Source organism: Micromonospora sp. CPM1 (assembly GCF_023896895.1).
Taxonomy (GTDB): Bacteria; Actinomycetota; Actinomycetes; order Mycobacteriales; family Micromonosporaceae; genus Micromonospora; species Micromonospora tulbaghiae.
Genome location: NZ_JAMHIU010000010.1, coordinates 91,133 through 109,767, shown reverse-complemented (window position 1 = coordinate 109,767; position 18,635 = coordinate 91,133). Strand labels below are relative to the sequence as shown.

Sequence of the window (18,635 nt, the reverse complement as noted above, 5' to 3'; positions counted from 1 at the left end):
AGTGTCGGCGTGCCAGGGTGGAGGCATGGAGTACACGAACCTGGGACGCACCGGTCTGTCCGTGAGCCGCCTCTGCCTCGGCACGATGAACTTCGGTCCGCAGACCGACGAGCCGGACAGCTTCGCCATCATGGACCGGGCGCTCGAACACGGGATCAACTTCTTCGACACCGCGAACGTCTACGGCTGGAAGCTCGGTAAGGGCGTCACCGAGCACATCGTCGGCCGCTGGTTCGCGCAGGGCGGCGGGCGCCGCGACAAGGTCGTCCTCGCCACCAAGGTGTACGGCAAGATGGGCGAGTGGCCCAACGAGCAGGGCCTGAGCGCCCGGCACATCATCCGGGCCTGCGAGGACTCGCTGCGCCGGCTCCAGACCGACACGATCGACCTCTACCAGATGCACCACATCTCCCGGACCACGCCGTGGGAGGAGATCTGGCAGGCGATGGAGACGCTGGTCGCCCAGGGCAAGGTGATCTACGTCGGCTCGTCCAACTTCGCCGGCTGGCACATCGCCCAGGCGCAGGCCGCCGCCGGACAGCGCAACTTCCTCGGCCTCGTCTCCGAGCAGTCGATCTACAACCTGCTGACCCGCCACGTCGAACTGGAGGTCGTCCCGGCCGCCCAGCACTACGGGCTGGGCATCATCCCCTGGTCGCCGCTGCACGGCGGGCTGCTCTCCGGCATCATCCGCAAGATGGCCGAGGGCAGCGCGGCGCGCGGCACCACCGGCCGCTCGGCCGACGCGCTGGCCGAGCACCGGAACACCATCGAGGCGTACGAGAAGCTCTGTGCCGACCTCGGCCACGACCCGGCCGACGTGGCGCTGGCCTGGCTGCTGTCCCGGCCGGGCGTGACCGCCCCGATCGTCGGCCCCCGCACCATGGACCAGCTCGACCGCAACCTGGGCGCCCTCGACGTCCACCTGGACGAGCCCACCCTCACTCGCCTCGACGAGCTGTTCCCGCCCGTGGGCAACGGCGGCCCCGGCCCCGAGGCCTGGGCCTGGTAAACCCCGGCCCGCTCGCCCTCACCCTCGCCCTCACCCTCGCCCCGTTGATCTTGCAGTTTGCGCCCCCGCTCGGGGCGGTTCGGGTGTTTTGCCCGGGCACAAACTGCAAGATCGCGGGCGGGGGAAAGGGCGGGGCGCGGGGGGGCGGGGGCGGGGCTAGAGGGGCCAGGTGGTGACTCGGGTGTGGCGGGTGGGTGGGCCTGGATTGCTGTGGACCAGGGTCAGGCGGTCGGCGGGCCAGTCCGGGCCGGAGTAGTCGTCCAGGGTCGCCAGGTCGGCGCGGAGGTCGGACTCCGGCACCCGGTCGCCGGGGCGGGCGATGGTCAGGTGTGGCCGGAACGGCTTGTCGTCGCAGGGCAGCCCGGCCCCGCGCAGCCCGTCGCGGATCGACCGGGCGAGCGCGTCGAGCGCGTCGACCTCGCCACGCACGTCCACCCAGAGCACAGTGGACCGCCCCTGACCGAATCTGCCGCCACCGGCGAGGCGTAGCTGCGGGGAGCGAGCCGACCGGGCGGCCGAGGCGAGCGCCGACTCCACATCGGGCAGCCGGACGTCCGGCACCTCACCGAGGAAGGCGAGCGTGAGGTGCAGGTTCGCCGGGTCGGCGAGCCGGGCGTGGCGGGCGGACGCGACCCGCAGACCCTTGATCCGGGCGGTCAGGTCCGCGACCGCCACGGCAGGCGGGTAGATCGCCGCGAAGAGACGCACCCGGTCAGCGGTGCCGCTGGTGGTGCGCGGCGCGGGCGGCCGGCAGGGTCAGCCCGGCGGCGTGCAGCAGCCCTTCGACGCGTACCCGTTCGATCTCCCGGTCGACGCCGTCCAGCTCGGCCAGGTGTTCGGCGATGCCGAGCGCGTGGCAGGCGGCGCGCAGCCGTTCGTCGTACGCCTCGATGACCGCGCCGTGCCACACCACGCTGCGGTCGGCGGCGGCGAGCCGGTGCCCGCCGAGCCGACGCAGGTCGGTGGCGAGTTGTTCCAGCGGGCGGCGGCCGTCCTTGTCGAACTCGGTGAGGTCGATGTCGCGGGTCAGCGCCTCGGCCTCGATGGCCCGGTCGAGCCGCGCGATGGTACGGCGTTCCCGTCGCTGCTCCCGCCACTCGGCCCATCCGCAGGCGACCCGATCGATGATCTCGTCGGCGCAGAACAGCAGCGCGAACAGGGCAGGCAGGCAGCAGACGGCGAGGATCGCCAGCGCCAGCAGCAGTCCCTGCCCCACTTCCACACATCGACGCTAAGCCCTGCCGCACCGGCCCGCCACCCGTTTGGGTAATCGGGCCGGTACGACCGGCTATCGGCGTTACTTGGCGCCGGGTGACACCACGTAGAAGCGGGGCATCGGCAGCACCCGCATGCGCAGCCGGGCGCCGGAGCGGCGCAGCTGCCAGGTGAGCGCCAGCAGCGCGGCGGTGAGCGAGATCAGACCGCCGGCCCAGATGCTCGCGCCCGCGCCGTACTTCTCGGCGACCCAGCCGATCAGCGGCGCGCCGACCGGGTTGGTGCCCAGGAACACCAGCACCCACAGCGCCATCACCCGTCCCCGGAAGGCGGCGTCGACACCGAGCTGTACGCGCTGGTTGGCGGCCTGGGCGAAGTAGATCATGAAGAACCCGGCGGGCAGCAGCAGCGTCACGACCAGCCAGTACGCCGGGGCGAGCCCGACGAGCGTGCCGAAGACGGCGCAACCGATCGCGGCACCGAGCACGAGCCAGACCGAGGGCCGGCTGCGCCGTCCGGTGCCGGCCAGCGCCCCGACCAGCGCACCGGCCGCGAGCGCGGTGCTGAACAGGCCGAACGAGGCGGCGCCGGTGTTGAACACGGTCTTCGCGAGCGCGGCGAGGGTGAGCTGGAAGTTGAACAGGCTCATCCCGATCACCGACATGAGGACCATCGGCAGCAGGATGTCGGGGCGTCGTGCCACGTACCGGAGGCCGTCGACCACCCGGGCCTGGTCCCGCTCGCCGACCGGCGGCAGCTCCTTGCGGTGCAGCTCGTCGGTACGCATCCGGACCACGTTCACCAGCGGGGCGATCGAGCTGAGCGCGGTGACCAGGAAGACCGGGCCGACGTCGACGACGGCGATGGCCAGGCCGGCGACGGCCGGGCCGACGATCCGGGCGGAGTTGAACACGGCCGCGTTGAGCGAGAGCGCGTTCGGCAGCAGCGGCATGCCGACCAGCTCGGAGACGAACGCCTGCCGGACCGGCGTCTCGACCGCGTTGGACACGCCGAGCAGGGCGGCGAACGTGAAGACGTGCCAGAGCTGCACCAGGCCGGTGAGGACCAGGATGCTCATGGCCAGCGCGAGCACGGTCCAGAACGCGTTGGCGACGAAGAGCAGCATCCGCTTGTCGTAGCGGTCGGCGAGCCGGCCGGACAGCAGCGTGAGCAGGAGTACGGGCGTGAACTGCAACGCGGTGACCACGCCGAGTGCGGTCGCGGAGTTGTCGCTGAGCTCGAGGACGAGCCAGTCCTGGGCGATGAACATCATCCAGACGCCGATCAGTTTGATCAGCTGTCCGGTGGCGAAGAGCCGGTAGTTACGGACTCGTAGGGACTGGAACATCGTGCTCAGCTTGGCCTGCACTCTAGGTGCGCCTCCTTGCGTCGGTACGCTTCATCCACAGCTGACGAAGCGAACCGCGGGCGGCGGTGTCAGGCGCGAGCGATGCCCTGGAGGATGTCCGCGGCACGCCGTAGCGTTTCGCGTTCGTCCTCGGTCAGCGCGGCCAGCCGGGTGGCCAGCCACTCGTTGCGGGCCCGCTCGAACTGGTCGAGTACGGCCCGTCCCCCTTCGGTCGCCGCCAGGATGACCTGCCGTCCGTCGGTCGGATGGGGAGTGCGCTGCACGAGGCCGCGCTCCTCCAACTTCGCGACGATCTTCGTCATCGTGGGCGGCTGCACCCGTTCGACATCAGCCAGTTCCCGTGGCGTGAGGGCGCCCGCCAGATTGAGGCTGGTGAGCGCCGACAGCTGGGTGACCGTGAGGTCGCCGACCGGCCGGGCCTGTCGGACCCGCCGGTTGAGCCGGGTGATCGCATCTCGCAGCTGAGGCGCCAGCTGCGCCGGTGGCACGCGTTTCGCCGTCACCGTCCGCTCCGTCACACTCGTTAGCTTAACTAATGAGCCTGGCTAACGACATGCGTTATGACCAGGCTCACCAGCGTCAGAGCAACACGGACTCGACCGGCCCGCGCAGGAAGTACACGATGAACAGCACGGCGACCCCGTACAGGAGCGGGTGGACCTCGCGGGCCTTACCCTTGGCCACCTTCAGCACCACGAAGCTGATCACGCCGGCCCCGATGCCGTTCGAGATCGAATAGGTGAACGGCATCAGCGCGATGGTGAGGAACGCCGGGATGGCGATCTCGTAGTCGGTCCAGTCGATCGTGCGGACCGCCGTCATCATCAGGAAGCCGACCACCACCAGCGCCGTCGAGGCGGCCTCGAACGGCACGATCAGCGACAGCGGCGCCAGGAACATGGCGAGCAGGAACAACCCGCCGGTGACCAGGTTGGCCACACCGGTCCGGGCACCCTCCGCGACACCTGCGGCGCTCTCGATGTACGAGGTGTTGCTGGACACCGAGGCCGCGCCACCCGCGGCGGCGGCGATCGAGTCGACGAGCAGGATCTCCTTGGCCTTCGGCGGGGTGCCCGTCTCGTCGAGCATGTCCCCTTCCTGGCCGATCGCGACCATCGTGCCCATGGTGTCGAAGAAGTCCGTGATCAGCAGCGTGAAGACGAACATCAGCGGCACCAGCCAGCCGACCCGGCTCCACGAGTTCAGCACGTTGAACTGGCCCAGCAACGACAGGTCGGGCAGGTCCACGATCTGCTTGGGCAACTCGGGCACGTTCAGCGCCCAGCCCTTCGGGTTCGGCTTGCCGTCGACGAACGACGGGCCGATGTTGGCGATCGCCTCGACCACGATGGCCAGCACGGTGGAGGCCAGGATGCCGATCAGGATCGCGCCACGAACCCGGCGGACCACAAGCACCAGGGTGACCAGCAGGCCGACCACGAAGACCAGCATCGGCCAGCTCGCGATCTTGCCGCCGATACCCAGCTCGACCGGCACCGTCGTGTCCGCCACGTCCGGAATGCGGCGGACGAAGCCGGCATCCACGAGGCCGATGATGGTCAGGAACAGACCGATTCCGACGCCGATCGCGGTCTTGATCTGGGTCGGCACCGCGCGGAACACCGCCGTACGCAGGCCGGTGAGCACCAGGATGCCGATCAGGACACCCTCGATGACCACCAGGCCCATCGCGTCCGCCCAGGTCATCAACGGCGCGATTTCCTTGGCGACGAGCACGTTCACGCCCAGGCCGGCCGCGAGCGCGATCGGGAACCGGGCCACCACACCCATCAGGATGGTCATCACACCGGCCACCAGCGCGGTCGCCGCCGCCAGCGCCGGGATGGCCAGGGTGTTGTCGAACTTGTCCTCTGCGCTGCCGAGGATCAGCGGGTTCAACACCACGATGTACGCCATCGTGAAGAACGTGGCGAAGCCGCCCCGCAGCTCCCGGCTCAGCGTCGACCCGCGCGCCGAGATCAGGAAGAAGCGGTCGAAGGCGTTTCGTGGATGCGCGGGATCGGGCGGCGTGCCGTGATCCGGCGGCGGAGCAATGGACATGGGGTCCTCATCTAGGTCATCGGCCGGTTTTGTCGCGCGCATCGTCCCAGATCACCTGGCGGACAGGGAAGAACGATCACGTACGCTGGGCCGGTGTCACAGGAGCAACAGCCGCGGCCGGAGCCGCTCGACCCGCCGATGGTGCCGTTCGCCGTCGCCGGGCTGATCGCCTGGGCGGTGGCCGGCCTGGTGCTACTGGTCTTCTTCCGGGACTGGCTCACCGAATCCGGGCGTCAGAACTGGCTCTGGACCTGCCTGGCCGGTTTCCTGTGGGGCTTTCCCGGCCTCGCGGTGATGATGCGGCACGACGCCAACCGGCGTCGCCGGCGCGCGGCTGCCGCGCAGCGACAGCGCTGACCCGTCAGGGGTGGCCGTACGGCTCCGCCGGCTCGGCCGCCTCCACCGAGCCCGGGGCCCGGCTGACGGTCATCGCCTCGACCGCGCTGTCGTCGTAGACGGTGGGCAGCTCGTCGACGGGCGTCTCGGCCGACTCGATCATCGTTTCCGAGTGCGCGCCGCACCCGTGGTCGGCGCTCACCACGCGGCCGTCGTCCGGGGCGTAGAAGTTGCCGCAGGCGCCGAACGCCAGGCGCAGCGAACCGGCGAGCGGCAGGTAGAAGCCGCAGGTGCCACAGCGGGCGGCGGCCGGCGCGGCGACCGAGATGGCGGCGTCCGGGCCGTGGTCGCCGTCGTACCAGCGCTGGGCGGCCTCGGCGCGGCCCTCCCGGGACAGCACCCGGGGCCGGCCCAGGCCCAGCTCCCAGGCGGTCTCCTCCACTGCCGGGTCGTCGGAGAGCAGGTAGCCGGGGGCGAGCCGCTCGTCGTCGGCCGGGGTGGGCAGCAGATCGCCCGGGCCCAGGTCGCCCGGCTTGAGCCGCTCCTGCCAGGGCAGCCAGCCGGGAGCGAGCAGCGCGTCCGGGCCGGGCAGCAGCACCGTCTCGCAGATGGTGACGTGCCGGCTGCGCGGCACCCGGGTCACCGTGACGGCCCAGCGCCAGCCGCGGTAACCGGCCATCCGGCATTCGAAGTAGTGGGTGACGACCCGGTCGCCCTCGGCGACCGCCTGGAGATGATCACCGATGTCGGTGGGCTCCACCTCGGTGATCGCGTCGCGGGCCACCTCGACGGCGGCGGCGCAGACCTGGTCGAGCCGGGGAGCGCGGGCGGAGGCGGGCCTGGTCACCGGACCATTGTTCCCCATGCCCGTCCACGGGCGACAGGCACTCCCCGGAGTCATTCTCTCCGGGTGATGCGGCGCACGTGGAAAGGATGGGCGAGGATGGGACGCATGGCGCTGTCCTCCCGCTCCGGCCGCTCCTTCCTCGGGCGGACCGTCGGCACCGGCATCCGCGCCACCCGGCTGCTGCTGCGGGGCTCGCTGCACGGCGGGCGCTGGATGACCCGGCGGGCCGGCACTGCCCGGGCCCGCAGCGCCGGCAACGAGGTGGGCATGGTCCGCCTGTTCGACCTGCACGCGCTCTCCTGCGCCGGTGACACGCTCATCGCGATCGGCCTGGCCGGGACGATCTTCTTCGACGTGCCGCTGGGCGAGGCGCGCAACAAGGTCGCCCTCTACCTGCTGGTGACCATGGTCCCGTTCGCCATGCTCGCCCCGGTGGTCGGCCCGCTGCTCGACCACTTCCGCCACGGCCGGCGGTACGCGCTCGCCACCACCATGCTCGGCCGGGCGTTCCTGGCCTGGCTGATCTCCGACTACATCGGCGGCTTCGGGCTCTACCCGGCGGCGTTCGGCGTGCTCGCGCTCTCCCGGGCGTACGGGGTGGCCCGCTCGGCGGCGGTCCCCCGGCTGCTCCCCGAAGGGCTCGGGCTGTCCCAGGTCGGGGCGCGCGCGAGCGTCTACGGCACGGTGGCCGGGGCGCTCGTCGCGCCGATCGGGCTGGCCGCGTTCTGGTTCGGGCCGCAGTGGCCGCTGCGGGTCGCCTCGGTGATCTTCCTGATCGGCATGGTGATCTCGCTGCGACTGCCGCCGAAGGCCGACTCCGAGCCGCCGGAGCGGATGCCGCACCCGCTGCGCGCGATGCGCCGCCGCGACGGCGAGCGCCCGCTGGGCCGGGGCCGTCCCAGCGGCCGGCTGGTGATCGCCACGCTGATCGGCGCGGCGGCGCTGCGCGGGCTCTACGGCTTCCTGCTGCTGTTCCTGGCCTTCGCGATCAAGGCCGGTGACCTGACCACCGACTTCTTCGGCCGCGACCTCGGCGCCCAGGGCGCGCTGGGCCTGGTCGGCGGCGCGCTGGCGGTCGGCACGTTCCTGGCCACCGCGATCGGCACCCGTCTGCGCATCCACCGGCCGACAGCACTCCAGTCCAGCGGCACGATCGTGGTGGCCGGTGTGGCGGTGCTCGCCGCGCTGAAGTTCTCGCTGCCCATGGTGGCGCTGCTCTGCCTGGTGGCCGCGATGATGAGCGGGATCGCCAAGCTCGCCGTGGACGCCTCGATCCAGGAACGCATCCCGGAGCGGCTGCGCGCCAGCTCGTTCGCGCACTCGGAGACCGCGCTGATGCTGGCGTTCGTGGCCGGGGGCGGGCTCGGGCTGGTGCCGTTCACCGGGCTGATCGGCGTGACGGTCGCCGCCGCGGTGGCCGCGCTGGTGGCCGTACGCGGGGTGCTGGTCGCCGGCAAGCTCCGCGGTGAGCATCTGGTCGGCCGTCCGCTCGGCGACCAGGAGCTGGCGGCGGAGCAGGCCACCCGGGCCGAGGAACCGGCCGCCACCTCGTTCGACGATCCGGCGCCCACGTCACCGGCGCCCCAGCGTTCCGGGCCGCCGGACGACGACGGGCTGGCGCCGCCCGGCTTCCACATCTACCGGCCGTCCTCATCGGTGGGCGGCCCCGGCGGCGTCGAGGACACCGAGCGCCGCGATCCCCGAGGGCCGGTGGCGTGACCGGTCTGCTCGTGGTCACGGCCGTACCGGCCGAGGCCGAGGCGATCCGTGCCGGCCTCGCCGCATCGACCGCACCGGCACCGTCGGACGGGACAGTGCCGCCGGACGGGACGGAACCGCCGGACGTGACGGTGCTGCCGGTCGGGGTCGGCCCGGCCGTGGCCGGGGCCGCCACGGCACGGCTGCTGGCGCTGGCCGAGGCGGCCGGGCGGCCGTACCGGGCGGTGGTCAGCGCGGGCATCGCCGGCGGGTTCGCCGGCCGGGTCGCTGTGGGCGGGACGGTGCTGGCCGACCGCAGCGTCGCCGCCGACCTCGGCGCCGAGTCGCCGGCCGGTTTCATCCCGGTCGAGGACCTGGGGATGCCTCCCGAGTTGCTGGGCGGCGGCCGGACCGTGCTCACCGATCCGGCCCTGCTGGCCCTTCTGCGCGCCGCGCTGCCGGGGGCCACGGTCGGCACGGTGCTCACGGTCAGCACGGTGACCGGCACCGCCGCCAGCACCGCGGCGCTCGCCGAACGGCACCCGGACGCGGTGGCCGAGGCCATGGAGGGGTACGGCGTGGGGGTCGCCGCCGCCCACGCCGGTGTGCCCTTCGCCGAGCTGCGGACCGTCTCCAACCCGATCGGCCCGCGCGACCGGAGCGCGTGGCGCATGCGCGAGGCGTTCGCCGCGCTCACCGCCGCCGCTGCCGCCCTCCACTGATCTTGTCCACCTGTGGACAACCCTGTGGACAACCCGCCGGGCTGGGGACAGCGGAGCCTCAGACCGTGATGACGACCTTGGCGCGCGCGTGCTCGCCTTCGAGGTAGCGGACGGCGTCGGGCACCTCGCGCAGCGGGTAGGTGCGGTCGACGACGGGGGTGAGGCGGCCCGCCTCGGCGTGCTCGCGGAGCGCGTCGAGGTGCGCCCGGCCGGGTGAGGTGGCGAGGACGACGACGCGCTGCCGGACGAACGGCGCCGTCAGCCGTCCACGGGCCAGCAGCCCGATCGGGCCGAGCAGGCTGCCGCCGCGGTAGACGCCGCCGCCGGAGAGCACGAGCGTCCCGGAAGGCGTCAGCGCCCGCCGCAACGCCGTGAGGGAGCGGTTGCCGACCAGGTCGAACACCACGTCGTGGCGGTCCGCCGCGCGGGTGAAGTCGTCACGGCTGTAGTCGACCACGCGGTCCGCGCCGAGTGAGCGGACCAGCGCGACGTTGCGGGTGCGGCACACGCCGGTCACGGTCGCGCCGAGCGCCTTCGCGAGCTGGACGGCGAGCGTGCCGACGCCGCCCGACGCCCCGTTGATCAGGACGCGGTGACCGGGCCGGACCTGCCCGGCGTCGCGCAGCCCCTGGAGCGCGGTGACGCCTGCCAGCGGCAGGGCCGCCGCCTGCGCCGGCGTCAGGTTCGCCGGCCGCGGCGCGACCAGGTGCTCGGGTACGCGCACGTACTCGGCGAACGCGCCGTCGGCCTCGCCCAGGTCACCGAAGACGGCGTCGCCGGGGCGTACCTGCCGCACCTGGGCGCCGACGGCCTCGACCCGGCCGGCGAAGTCGCGGCCACGGACGCGGGCCCGGGGCCGCCCGAGGCCGAGCGCCAGCCGCGACAGCCGGGGGTCGCCGCGCATGACGTGCCAGTCGTACGCGTTCACCGCGGCGGCCTCGACCCGGACGAGGACGTCACCGGGGCCGGGCTCGGGCGTCTCGACGTCGGCGAGCACGAGTGTCTCCGGGGGGCCGTACCGGTCCTGGACGATCGCCTTCATGTCCCACTCCCTCCCAGGTGTACGGCGTACACCGTGATGGGACCAGGCTAGGTGTACGCCGTACACCCGTCAAGGCGGTTACTGTGTCAACGGCCACCGGGAGGACTGGGGACGACATGGCTGAGCAGGTGGAGACGGTGCGCCGGGCACCCCTGACCAGGGACCGCGTCCTGCGTGCCGCCGTCGCGCTCGCCGACCAGACCGGGATCGAGTCGCTCAGCATGCGCAACCTCGCGCAGGACCTGGGCGTCGTGCCGATGGCCCTCTACAAGCACGTCGCCAACAAGGACGAACTGCTCGACGGCATGATCGACATGGTCGTCGGGGAGATCGACCCGCCGGCCGCCGGCGACTGGAAGCAGGCGATCCGCCGGCGCGTCCTGTCGGCGCGACAGATGCTGCTCCGCCACCCCTGGGCGTCGCTGGCGATCGAGTCCCGGACCATGGCCACACCGGCCGTGCTCGCGTACCTCGACTCGACGGTCGGCGTGTTGCGGGCGGGCGGGTTCTCCACCGACCTGGCCCACCACGTCATGCACGCGCTGGGCAGCCGGGTGCTGGGCTTCAGCCAGGAACTGTTCGACGCCTCCCGCCAGGCCGGCCGGTCCGGTGCGACGGTGCCCGAGGCGCCGGCCGACCTGCCGCCGGAGGTGGCCGCCCGGTTCCCCAACCTCGCGGCCGTCGCCACCGCGGCGTCCCACGACGGCGACTCGGTCGTCGGGCCGGGCTGCGACGACCAGTTCGAGTTCGAGTTCGCGCTGGACCTGCTGCTGGACGGCATCGAGCGGCTGCACCGGGACGGCTGGACGTCACACCGGACGGGGTGACGGGTCAGCCGGGCGCCGGGGTTACGGTGGGACCGTGGCGCTCTCCCTGGCGATCTCCCCCTGCCCCAACGACACGTTCGTCTTCGACGCCCTGGTGCACGGCCGGGTGCCGGGCGCACCGGCGGTCGAAGTGACCTACGCGGACGTCGACGTCACCAACACCGCCGCCGAGCGGGGGGCGTTCGACCTGGTGAAGGTCAGCTACGCCGCGCTGCCGTGGCTGCTCGACGACTACCACCTGCTGCCCTGCGGCGGCGCCCTCGGCCGCGGCTGCGGCCCGCTGGTGCTGACCCGGGGTGACCGGACCGACCTGTCCGGCGCGACGGTGGCGGTGCCCGGCGAGCGGACCACCGCGTACCTGCTGTTCCGCCTGTGGGCGGCCGACCAGGCCCCGGCGCGCATCGAGGTGGTGCCGTTCCACGAGATCATGCCGGGCGTGGCCGCCGGCCGGTACGACGCGGGCCTGGTCATCCACGAGGCGCGCTTCACCTACCCGCGGCACGGGCTGACCGCGCTGGTCGACCTCGGCGAGTGGTGGGAGGGCGACACCGGGCTGCCGATCCCGCTCGGCGCGATCCTGGCCCGCCGGGGCGCCGTGGACCCGGTCGAGGCCGCCGCCTGGATCCGCGAGTCGGTACGCCAGGCGTGGGCCGACCCGGAGGCCAGCCGGGAGTACGTCCTCGCGCACGCGCAGGAGATGGAGCCCGACGTGGTGGACCGGCACATCGGCCTCTACGTCAACGAGTTCACCGCCGACCTGGGAGAGGCCGGCTTCGCCGCCGTGGAGGCGCTGCTGGGCCGGGCCGCCGACGCCGGGCTCGTCCCTCAGACCTCCAGCTCGCGCGCCACCGCGTGGACCAGCTGAGCGATCTTCTGGGCGGTCTTCCGATCCGGGAAGCGACCGCGGCGCAGGTCCGGCTGGACCTTCGCCTCCAGCACCTTGATCATGTCTTCGACCAGGCCGTGGAGTTCCTCGGCCGGCCGGCGGCGCAGCTCCGCCACCGACGGCGGCGCCTCCAGCAGCTTGACCCCCATCGCCTGGGCGCCCCGCCGGCTGTCGACCACGCTGAAATCGACCCGCTGGCCACCCTTCAGGTCGGCGACACCCGCCGGTAGCGCGCCCTTCGGCAGGAACACGTCGCCACCCTCGTCACTGGTGACGAACCCGTACCCCTTGGCGGCGTCGTACCACTTCACTCGACCCGTCGGCACCTGTTGAACCCCGCTCCACTCGAACCGTCTACCCCTCCAAGGCTAGCCCGATGATCCGGTCCAGCGCCCTCGGGAATTCGACGAGATCATCAAGCACCAGGTACGCCCCGGCCTCGGTCAGTTCGTCGGCCGTGCACGGGCCGGTCGCCACCGCCACGCCCGGGATTCCCGCGGCCCGCGCGGCGGCCATGTCGGCCACGTGGTCGCCCACGTAGAGCGTGGCGCCGTGCTCGCGCAACGCGACCGCCTTCTGCTCGGCGAACACGTCCCCGGCCAGCTCGTCCACCGGCAGCCCGAGGTGGTCCAGGTGCAGCTTCGCCAGCCGGCCCATCTTCGCGGTCACCACCATCGTCCGGCCGCCGCGCGCGTGCACCGCGCGCAACGCGGCCTCCGCACCCGGCATCGGCACGGTCGGGGTGATCGCGTACGCCGGATAAAGCTCCCGGTACAGCGCCACCGCCTCCTCCACCCGCTCCGGCGGGAACCAGTGCGCCAGCTCGGTACGCAGCGGCGGGCCCAGCCGGGAGACGGCCAGTTCCCCGTCCACGTGCACGCCCGTGCGCGCGGTCAGTGCCCGGAACGCGGCGGCGATCCCGGGCCGGGAGTCGACCAGGGTCATGTCGAGGTCGAAGCCGACCATCAGCGGAGACATGCCGAGAACCTACCCAGCGGGCTAGCGTGGTACGACGATGACCACCTCACTCGCCGACCACCTGCGGGCCCTCCCCGACGAGTCGCTTGCCGCCCTGCTCCAGCTGCGGCCCGACCTCGTCGTGCCGGTGCCGGCCGACGTGTCCGCCCTCGCCCTGCGCGCCCAGTCCCGGGTCTCCGTGGCCCGGGCGCTCGACGGGCTGGACCAGTTCACCCTCCAGATCCTCGACGCCGCCCGGCTCACCCGGAGCCCCGAGGGCGCCACCTCCACCGACCAGATCCTGGCCATGGCCACCGCCGGGCCGCAGCCGCCCGCACCGACGGCGGTCCGCGCCGCCGTCGACCGGCTCCGGGCCCGGTTCCTGCTGTACGGCCCCGAGCACGACCTGTGCGTGGCCGGCGGCATCGACGAGGTGTCCCCGTACCCGGCGGGGCTGGGTCGGCCGGCGGCGGAGCTGGACCCGCGCGCGGCGGCGCTCTGCGCGGACCCGGCGAAGCTGCGGCGGACGCTGCTGTCCGCGCCGCCCTCGGCCCGGGCGGTCCTGGACCGGCTCGCCGCCGGGCCGCCGGTCGGGACCGTCGCCCCCGGTGCGCTGGAGGCCCCCGCCACCGGCACCGAGGACGTGCTGCCACCCGACCTGGTCAACGGCGGAGCGCCGACCGGTTCCCCGATCCGCTGGCTGGTCGAGCACCGGCTCCTGGTCCGGATGTCCGGCGGCCGAAACGGCACCGTCGAGCTGCCCCGCGAGGTGGGGCTGGTGCTGCGCCGCGACGCCGGTCCGCTCGGCCCGCTGCGCACCGGCCCGCCGGTGGTGTCCGGCCCGCCGCGCGAGGTCAAGTCAGTCGACTCGGCCGGGGCCGGGCAGACCATGGAGATGGTCCGGCACAGCGAGGCGATGCTGGAGGCGCTGACCGCGGAACCGGCGCCGGTCCTGCGTTCCGGCGGCGTCGGCGTACGCGACCTGCGGCGACTCGCCCGTGGTCTCGGGCTGGACGAGCCGACCACCGCGCTGCTGTTCGAGGTGGCGTACGCGGCGGGGCTGACCGGTGAGATGGAGCTGACCGGCGCGGCCACCACCCGGTACGGCGGCGACCAGCAGATCCTGCCCACCGGCGGATACGAGGTGTGGCGCGCGGTGTCGCTGGCCCAACGCTGGGAGCAGCTCGCCCGCGCCTGGATGTCGATGCCCCGCCAGGCCGGCCTGATCGGGCAGCGCGACGACCGGGACCGGCCCATCTCGGTGCTCTCCGCCGAGGCGGAACGGGCCGGTGCGCCGGCCGCCCGGCGCGCGGTGCTGGCCGTGCTGGCCGACCTGCCGCCCGGAACCGCGCCGACCACCGACGAGGTGCTGGAGCTGCTGGACTGGCGCGCGCCCCGGCGGGCCCGGGGGCGGGAGGCGGCGCACCGGGAGGTACTGGCCGAGGCCGCCACGCTGGGCGTGACCGGGCTCGGCGCGCTCACCTCGTACGGGCGGCTGCTGCTCGCCGAGCTGACCGAGGCCGACGAACGCGGGGACGACCCGCTCGGGCTGCGCTCCGACGCCGAGTCGGGCGACGCGTCGACGACCGTACGAGCGCTGGACGGACTGCTGCCCGCACCGGTCGACCACGTGCTGGTGCAGGCCGACCTGTCAGTGGTGGTGCCCGGCCCGCCCGACCCGGCGCTCGCCGCCGAACTGGACGTGGTGGCCGAGCACGAGTCCGCGGGCGGAGCCAGCGTGCACCGGGTCACCACGGCGAGCATCCGGCGGGCGCTCGACGCCGGCTACACCGCCGACGACCTGCACGCGCTGTTCCGCCGCCGGTCGCGTACCCCGGTCCCGCAGGGCCTGACCTATCTGGTCGACGACGTGGCCCGCAAGCACGGCGGGCTGCGCGTCGGGTCGGCCGGCGCGTACGTGCGCAGCGACGACGAGGCGCTGCTCACCGAGGTGCAGGCGGACCGGCGACTGGAGCCGCTGGCGTTCCGCCGGCTCGCGCCCACGGTGCTGGTCACCCCGTACCAGGTCAACCGGATGCTCACCGCGCTGCGCGACGCCGGGTACGCCCCGGTGCCCGAGGACGCCAGCGGCACGATGGTGCTGGCGCGGACGAAGACCCGGCGGGCGCCGGCCCGTACCGCGATCGGCCGTGCGGTGGACCCGCTCGCCACGCCGAAGCTGCCGATGCCCCGCCTGCTCGGCGTGGTGGAGCAGATCCGCCGCGGCGAGGCGGCGGCCCGGGCGGCACGACGGGCCCCGGCGGTGGTCCGCGGCGCCCCGGCGGCGACGGGTGGTCCCACGCCGGTGTCCGGGCACGGCGACGCGCTGGCGGTGCTCCAACAGGCGGTACGGGACAAGGCGCTGGTCTGGGTGGGCTACGTCGACGCGCACGGGGCGACCGCGTCCCGGCTGGTCCGCCCGGTGTCCATCGGCGCCGGCTACCTGCGCGCCGAGGACGACCGGACGGAGATGCTGCACACGTTCGCGCTGCACCGGATCACGGCCGCCGTGCTGGAGGAGTGAGCTACTCCCCGTTGCGGCGCAGCGTGCCGATCACCGACACGGCCAGCAGCAACGCGAACGCGGCACCGGCCGACTCGCCCACCGAGTCGACGAAGCCCTGCTGCTGCACCAGCAGCCCGAACAGGAACCAGCCGAACACCCCCGCGGCGGCGGCCGCGTAGGCGAGCAGGACCGCCGTGGGCACCTCCTGCTGCCGCGTCCGCTCGTCCTCGGGAAGCACGTCCTGGTCAACGGTCATGACAGTCCCTCCCCGTCCCGGCATGGACCCGGCTTCCAGGGTTACACCAACCGGAGCGCGCGGACAGGGGTTAAAACCCTGATCCGGGCGCTCCGGTCACGGGTGGAACGGGTTCCGGGGCTCAGGTGCCGGGGCGGCGGCCGATCACGACCACGCGGGTGCCGACCGAGCCCAGCTCCCACAGGCGTACCGCGTCACGGTGCAGCAGGTTCACGCAGCCGTGCGAACCGATCGCGCCGTTGTGCAGGTAGGTGGTGGTCTCGTGGAAGCCGATCCCGCCGTTGAACTGCTGCCAGTACGGCAGCCACACCTCGTACGGGTTGGACCACTCGCGCGGGTTCTTCCGGCCCACCGAGTACGTGCCGGCGGGGGTGGCGTAGCCGGACATGCCGGTGCGGGTGACTGTCGGTCCCATCACCACCTTCCCGCCGCGCATCGCCCAGACCGTCTGCCGGGTCAGGTCGACGCAGAAGGTGAGCCGGGAACCCGCCTTGCACCTTGCGGTGTCGGTGGCGGCGAGCCGCTTCGCCACGTCGTACGTGGTGGGGCCGGCGCGGCCGGAGGACGGGCTGATCCCGTACCGGATCTGGAACTTCTTGATCGCGGCGCAGTCGGCGGCGGACTGCTCGCCGTCCACGGTCAGCGTCCCGAAGCCGCCCAGCCGGGTCAGGTAGGTCTCCACGGCCCGCTGGTGCTCCCCCTGCGGGCACCCGGCGGACGCGCTCGGCTTCGGCTCGGGCTTCGTCGTCTTCGTCGCCCCGGGCGACCGGGAGGGTTTCGGCGAGGCCGTCCGGCTCGGCTGCGCCGACGGGGACGTGACCGGCTGTTCCGGCGTGGGCGACGCGCTCGCCCCCGATGCTCCCTCCGTCAGCCCGACCGGGCCGGGGGTGCTCCCCCCGGCGCCTTCCGCCTGCGGATCGAGCGCACAGGCGCCGACACCGACCAGCACGACCAACGCCAGGGCGGTGGCCCGGGCGAGAAACCGGACACGCTGCATGGGCCCTCCCTGGACAGTCGTCCCGCTAGCTAGACGTGTGGGACGAGTATGACGTTGCCTGTCCAGCGAGACTTTTTTGCCGCACCCTCCGGCGTGCAACACTGGATGGTCGGCCCGCGGCAGGTCAGCCCGGGTGGCGACGGGTGCCGGACCGCGAGGTTCCGGGGTTCCGGGCGATGCGAGAGGACGCTGGCGTGAGCGGTGGACCACTGATCGTGCAGTCGGACAAGACACTGCTGCTGGAGGTGGATCACCCCGACGCGCAGGCGTGCCGGATGGCGATCGCGCCGTTCGCCGAGCTGGAACGCTCCCCCGAGCACGTGCACACCTACCGGCTCACGCCGCTGGGCCTGTGGAACGCCCGGGCCGCCGGCCACGACGCCGAGGGCGTCGTCGACTCGCTGATCAAGTATTCGCGCTACCCGGTGCCGCACGGCCTGCTCGTCGACGTGGCCGAGACGATGGACCGGTACGGCCGGCTCCAGCTCGCCAACGACCCCGTGCACGGCCTGGTGCTGCGCGCCCTGGACCGGGTGGTGCTGATCGAGGTCGCCAAGAGCAAGAAGCTCGCCGGCATGCTCGGCGCGAAACTCGACGACGACACCGTCGCGGTGCACCCGTCCGAGCGGGGACGGCTCAAGCAGGCGCTGCTCAAGCTGGGCTGGCCGGCCGAGGACCTCGCCGGGTACGTGGACGGCGAGGCGCACCCGATCGAGCTGGCCGAGTCCGGCAAGGACGGCGGCAAGCCGTGGACGCTGCGGTCGTACCAGCGGGAGGCCGTCGAGGCGTTCTGGGCCGGCGGGTCGGGCGTGGTGGTGCTGCCCTGCGGCGCCGGCAAGACGCTCGTCGGGGCGGCGGCGATGGCCGAGGCGAAGGCGACCACGCTGATCCTGGTCACCAACACGGTGGCGGGACGGCAGTGGAAGCGGGAGCTGATCGCCCGCACCTCGCTGACCGAGGAGGAGATCGGCGAGTACTCCGGCGAGCGCAAGGAGATCCGCCCGGTCACCATCGCCACGTACCAGGTGCTCACCGCGCGGCGCGGCGGCGCGTTCACCCACCTGGACCTGTTCGGCGCCCGCGACTGGGGCCTGGTCGTCTACGACGAGGTGCACCTGCTGCCCGCGCCGATCTTCCGCTTCACGGCGGACCTCCAGGCCCGCCGCCGGCTCGGCCTCACCGCGACTCTGGTACGCGAGGACGGCCGGGAGGGCGACGTGTTCAGCCTGATCGGCCCGAAGCGGTACGACGCGCCGTGGAAGGACATCGAGCAGCAGGGCTGGATCGCCCCGGCGGAGTGCACCGAGGTACGGGTGACGCTCACCGACGCCGAGCGGCTGGCGTACGCGACGGCGGAGGCGGAGGAGCGCTACCGGATGGCGGCCACCGCCCGCACCAAGCTGCCTGTGGTGCGGGCCCTGGTGGACCGGCACCCGTCCGAGCAGGTCCTCGTCATCGGCGGGTTCCTCGACCAGCTGCACCAGCTCGGCGAATACCTGGACGCGCCGATCGTGCAGGGCTCCACCACGAACAAGGAACGCGAGCGGCTGTTCGACGCGTTCCGCTCCGGCGAGATCCGCACCCTGGTCATCTCCAAGGTGGGCAACTTCTCCATCGACCTGCCGGAGGCGGCGGTGGCGATCCAGGTGTCCGGCACGTTCGGCTCCCGGCAGGAGGAGGCGCAACGGCTGGGCCGGGTGCTGCGCCCGAAGGCCGACGGCCGGCAGGCGCACTTCTACACGGTGGTCTCCCGGGACACCATCGACACCGAGTACGCCGCGCACCGGCAGCGGTTCCTGGCCGAGCAGGGGTACGCGTACACGATCGTGGACGCCGACGACGTCCTCGGCCCGAAGTTGCCGACCGTCGACTGAGATCTTGTCGCGCCCGTTCGGCTGGTCCGC

Annotated in this window: 19 protein-coding genes; 8 read left to right on the top strand and 11 right to left on the bottom strand. The window is 73.1% G+C overall.

Annotated elements, in window-relative coordinates; translation table 11 throughout:
• Positions 1–25 precede the first annotated feature (25 nt).
• Positions 26–1,012 (top strand): aldo/keto reductase, encoded by a 987-nt coding sequence (locus M8C11_RS14480; RefSeq protein WP_252449900.1) that lies wholly within the window; start codon positions 26–28, stop codon positions 1,010–1,012.
• Positions 1,013–1,168: 156 nt separating this feature from the next.
• Here the strand turns inward: M8C11_RS14480 and thpR are convergent, their stop codons facing one another.
• The 5 genes from thpR to M8C11_RS14455 all read right to left on the bottom strand — a co-directional run bounded on the left by thpR (position 1,169) and on the right by M8C11_RS14455 (position 5,657).
• On the bottom strand, positions 1,169–1,720 hold the full coding sequence (thpR, locus tag M8C11_RS14475) for an RNA 2',3'-cyclic phosphodiesterase (protein ID WP_252449899.1): 552 nt from the start codon (positions 1,718–1,720) through the stop codon (positions 1,169–1,171).
• 4 nt (positions 1,721–1,724) lie between these two features.
• On the bottom strand, positions 1,725–2,234 hold the full coding sequence (locus M8C11_RS14470) for a hypothetical protein (RefSeq protein ID WP_013283716.1): 510 nt from the start codon (positions 2,232–2,234) through the stop codon (positions 1,725–1,727).
• Positions 2,235–2,309: 75 nt separating this feature from the next.
• The gene (locus M8C11_RS14465) at positions 2,310–3,596 is read right to left on the bottom strand and encodes an MFS transporter (RefSeq protein WP_252449898.1); all 1,287 of its coding nucleotides are present in this window, start codon (positions 3,594–3,596) and stop codon (positions 2,310–2,312) included.
• 68 nt (positions 3,597–3,664) lie between these two features.
• Positions 3,665–4,114 (bottom strand): MarR family winged helix-turn-helix transcriptional regulator, encoded by a 450-nt coding sequence (locus M8C11_RS14460; RefSeq protein ID WP_030274920.1) that lies wholly within the window; start codon positions 4,112–4,114, stop codon positions 3,665–3,667.
• Between the two features lie 61 nt (positions 4,115–4,175).
• A complete protein-coding gene (locus tag M8C11_RS14455) occupies positions 4,176–5,657 on the bottom strand; it encodes an NCS2 family permease (protein ID WP_350816722.1) in 1,482 nt (493 codons plus the stop codon).
• A gap of 93 nt (positions 5,658–5,750) precedes the next feature.
• Between M8C11_RS14455 and M8C11_RS14450 the strand changes: the two genes are divergently transcribed.
• Positions 5,751–6,014 carry a DUF2530 domain-containing protein gene (locus M8C11_RS14450; protein WP_047892542.1) on the top strand — a complete coding sequence of 88 codons (264 nt, stop codon included), beginning with the start codon at positions 5,751–5,753 and terminating at the stop codon, positions 6,012–6,014.
• Between the two features lie 4 nt (positions 6,015–6,018).
• Here the strand turns inward: M8C11_RS14450 and M8C11_RS14445 are convergent, their stop codons facing one another.
• Positions 6,019–6,858: a DUF3027 domain-containing protein gene (locus M8C11_RS14445; RefSeq protein ID WP_120571996.1), complete on the bottom strand. Its 840-nt coding sequence runs from the start codon at positions 6,856–6,858 to the stop codon at positions 6,019–6,021.
• A gap of 87 nt (positions 6,859–6,945) precedes the next feature.
• Here M8C11_RS14445 and M8C11_RS14440 point away from each other — a divergent pair, with 87 nt between their 5' ends.
• Both M8C11_RS14440 and M8C11_RS14435 read left to right on the top strand, forming a co-directional pair.
• Positions 6,946–8,559, top strand: a complete 1,614-nt coding sequence (locus tag M8C11_RS14440; protein ID WP_120571997.1) for an MFS transporter — start codon at positions 6,946–6,948, stop codon at positions 8,557–8,559.
• Positions 8,556–9,260: a futalosine hydrolase gene (locus tag M8C11_RS14435; RefSeq protein WP_252449896.1), complete on the top strand. Its 705-nt coding sequence runs from the start codon at positions 8,556–8,558 to the stop codon at positions 9,258–9,260. The genes M8C11_RS14440 and M8C11_RS14435 overlap by 4 nt, the downstream gene beginning before the upstream one ends.
• 58 nt (positions 9,261–9,318) lie before the next feature.
• Here M8C11_RS14435 and M8C11_RS14430 read toward each other — a convergent pair whose 3' ends face one another.
• Positions 9,319–10,302, bottom strand: coding sequence for an NAD(P)-dependent alcohol dehydrogenase (locus M8C11_RS14430; protein WP_252449895.1), 984 nt, complete (start codon positions 10,300–10,302; stop codon positions 9,319–9,321).
• A gap of 116 nt (positions 10,303–10,418) precedes the next feature.
• Between M8C11_RS14430 and M8C11_RS14425 the strand changes: the two genes are divergently transcribed.
• Together M8C11_RS14425 and M8C11_RS14420 are read left to right on the top strand one after the other, a co-directional pair.
• Positions 10,419–11,129 (top strand): TetR/AcrR family transcriptional regulator, encoded by a 711-nt coding sequence (locus M8C11_RS14425; protein ID WP_252449894.1) that lies wholly within the window; start codon positions 10,419–10,421, stop codon positions 11,127–11,129.
• Positions 11,130–11,163: 34 nt separating this feature from the next.
• Complete coding sequence (locus M8C11_RS14420; protein WP_013473740.1) at positions 11,164–11,994, top strand: 1,4-dihydroxy-6-naphthoate synthase; 831 nt, start codon at positions 11,164–11,166, stop codon at positions 11,992–11,994.
• On the opposite strand, the gene M8C11_RS14415 is transcribed toward M8C11_RS14420, so the two are convergent.
• Together M8C11_RS14415 and M8C11_RS14410 are read right to left on the bottom strand one after the other, a co-directional pair.
• Positions 11,955–12,341, bottom strand: a complete 387-nt coding sequence (locus M8C11_RS14415; RefSeq protein ID WP_026267952.1) for a cold-shock protein — start codon at positions 12,339–12,341, stop codon at positions 11,955–11,957. The genes M8C11_RS14420 and M8C11_RS14415 overlap by 40 nt on opposite strands.
• 28 nt (positions 12,342–12,369) lie before the next feature.
• The gene (locus M8C11_RS14410; protein ID WP_121686356.1) at positions 12,370–12,993 is read right to left on the bottom strand and encodes an HAD family hydrolase; all 624 of its coding nucleotides are present in this window, start codon (positions 12,991–12,993) and stop codon (positions 12,370–12,372) included.
• A 37-nt stretch (positions 12,994–13,030) separates the two neighbouring features.
• Here M8C11_RS14410 and M8C11_RS14405 point away from each other — a divergent pair, with 37 nt between their 5' ends.
• A complete protein-coding gene (locus M8C11_RS14405) occupies positions 13,031–15,496 on the top strand; it encodes a helicase-associated domain-containing protein (protein WP_252449893.1) in 2,466 nt (821 codons plus the stop codon).
• A gap of 1 nt (position 15,497) precedes the next feature.
• Here M8C11_RS14405 and M8C11_RS14400 read toward each other — a convergent pair whose 3' ends face one another.
• On the bottom strand, positions 15,498–15,734 hold the full coding sequence (locus tag M8C11_RS14400; RefSeq protein ID WP_091414684.1) for a hypothetical protein: 237 nt from the start codon (positions 15,732–15,734) through the stop codon (positions 15,498–15,500).
• A 121-nt stretch (positions 15,735–15,855) separates the two neighbouring features.
• A complete protein-coding gene (locus tag M8C11_RS14395; RefSeq protein ID WP_252449892.1) occupies positions 15,856–16,731 on the bottom strand; it encodes a L,D-transpeptidase family protein in 876 nt (291 codons plus the stop codon).
• A gap of 194 nt (positions 16,732–16,925) precedes the next feature.
• Between M8C11_RS14395 and M8C11_RS14390 the strand changes: the two genes are divergently transcribed.
• Entirely contained in the window at positions 16,926–18,605 is a 1,680-nt protein-coding gene (locus tag M8C11_RS14390) for a DNA repair helicase XPB (RefSeq protein WP_252449891.1), read from the top strand.
• Positions 18,606–18,635 lie beyond the last annotated feature (30 nt).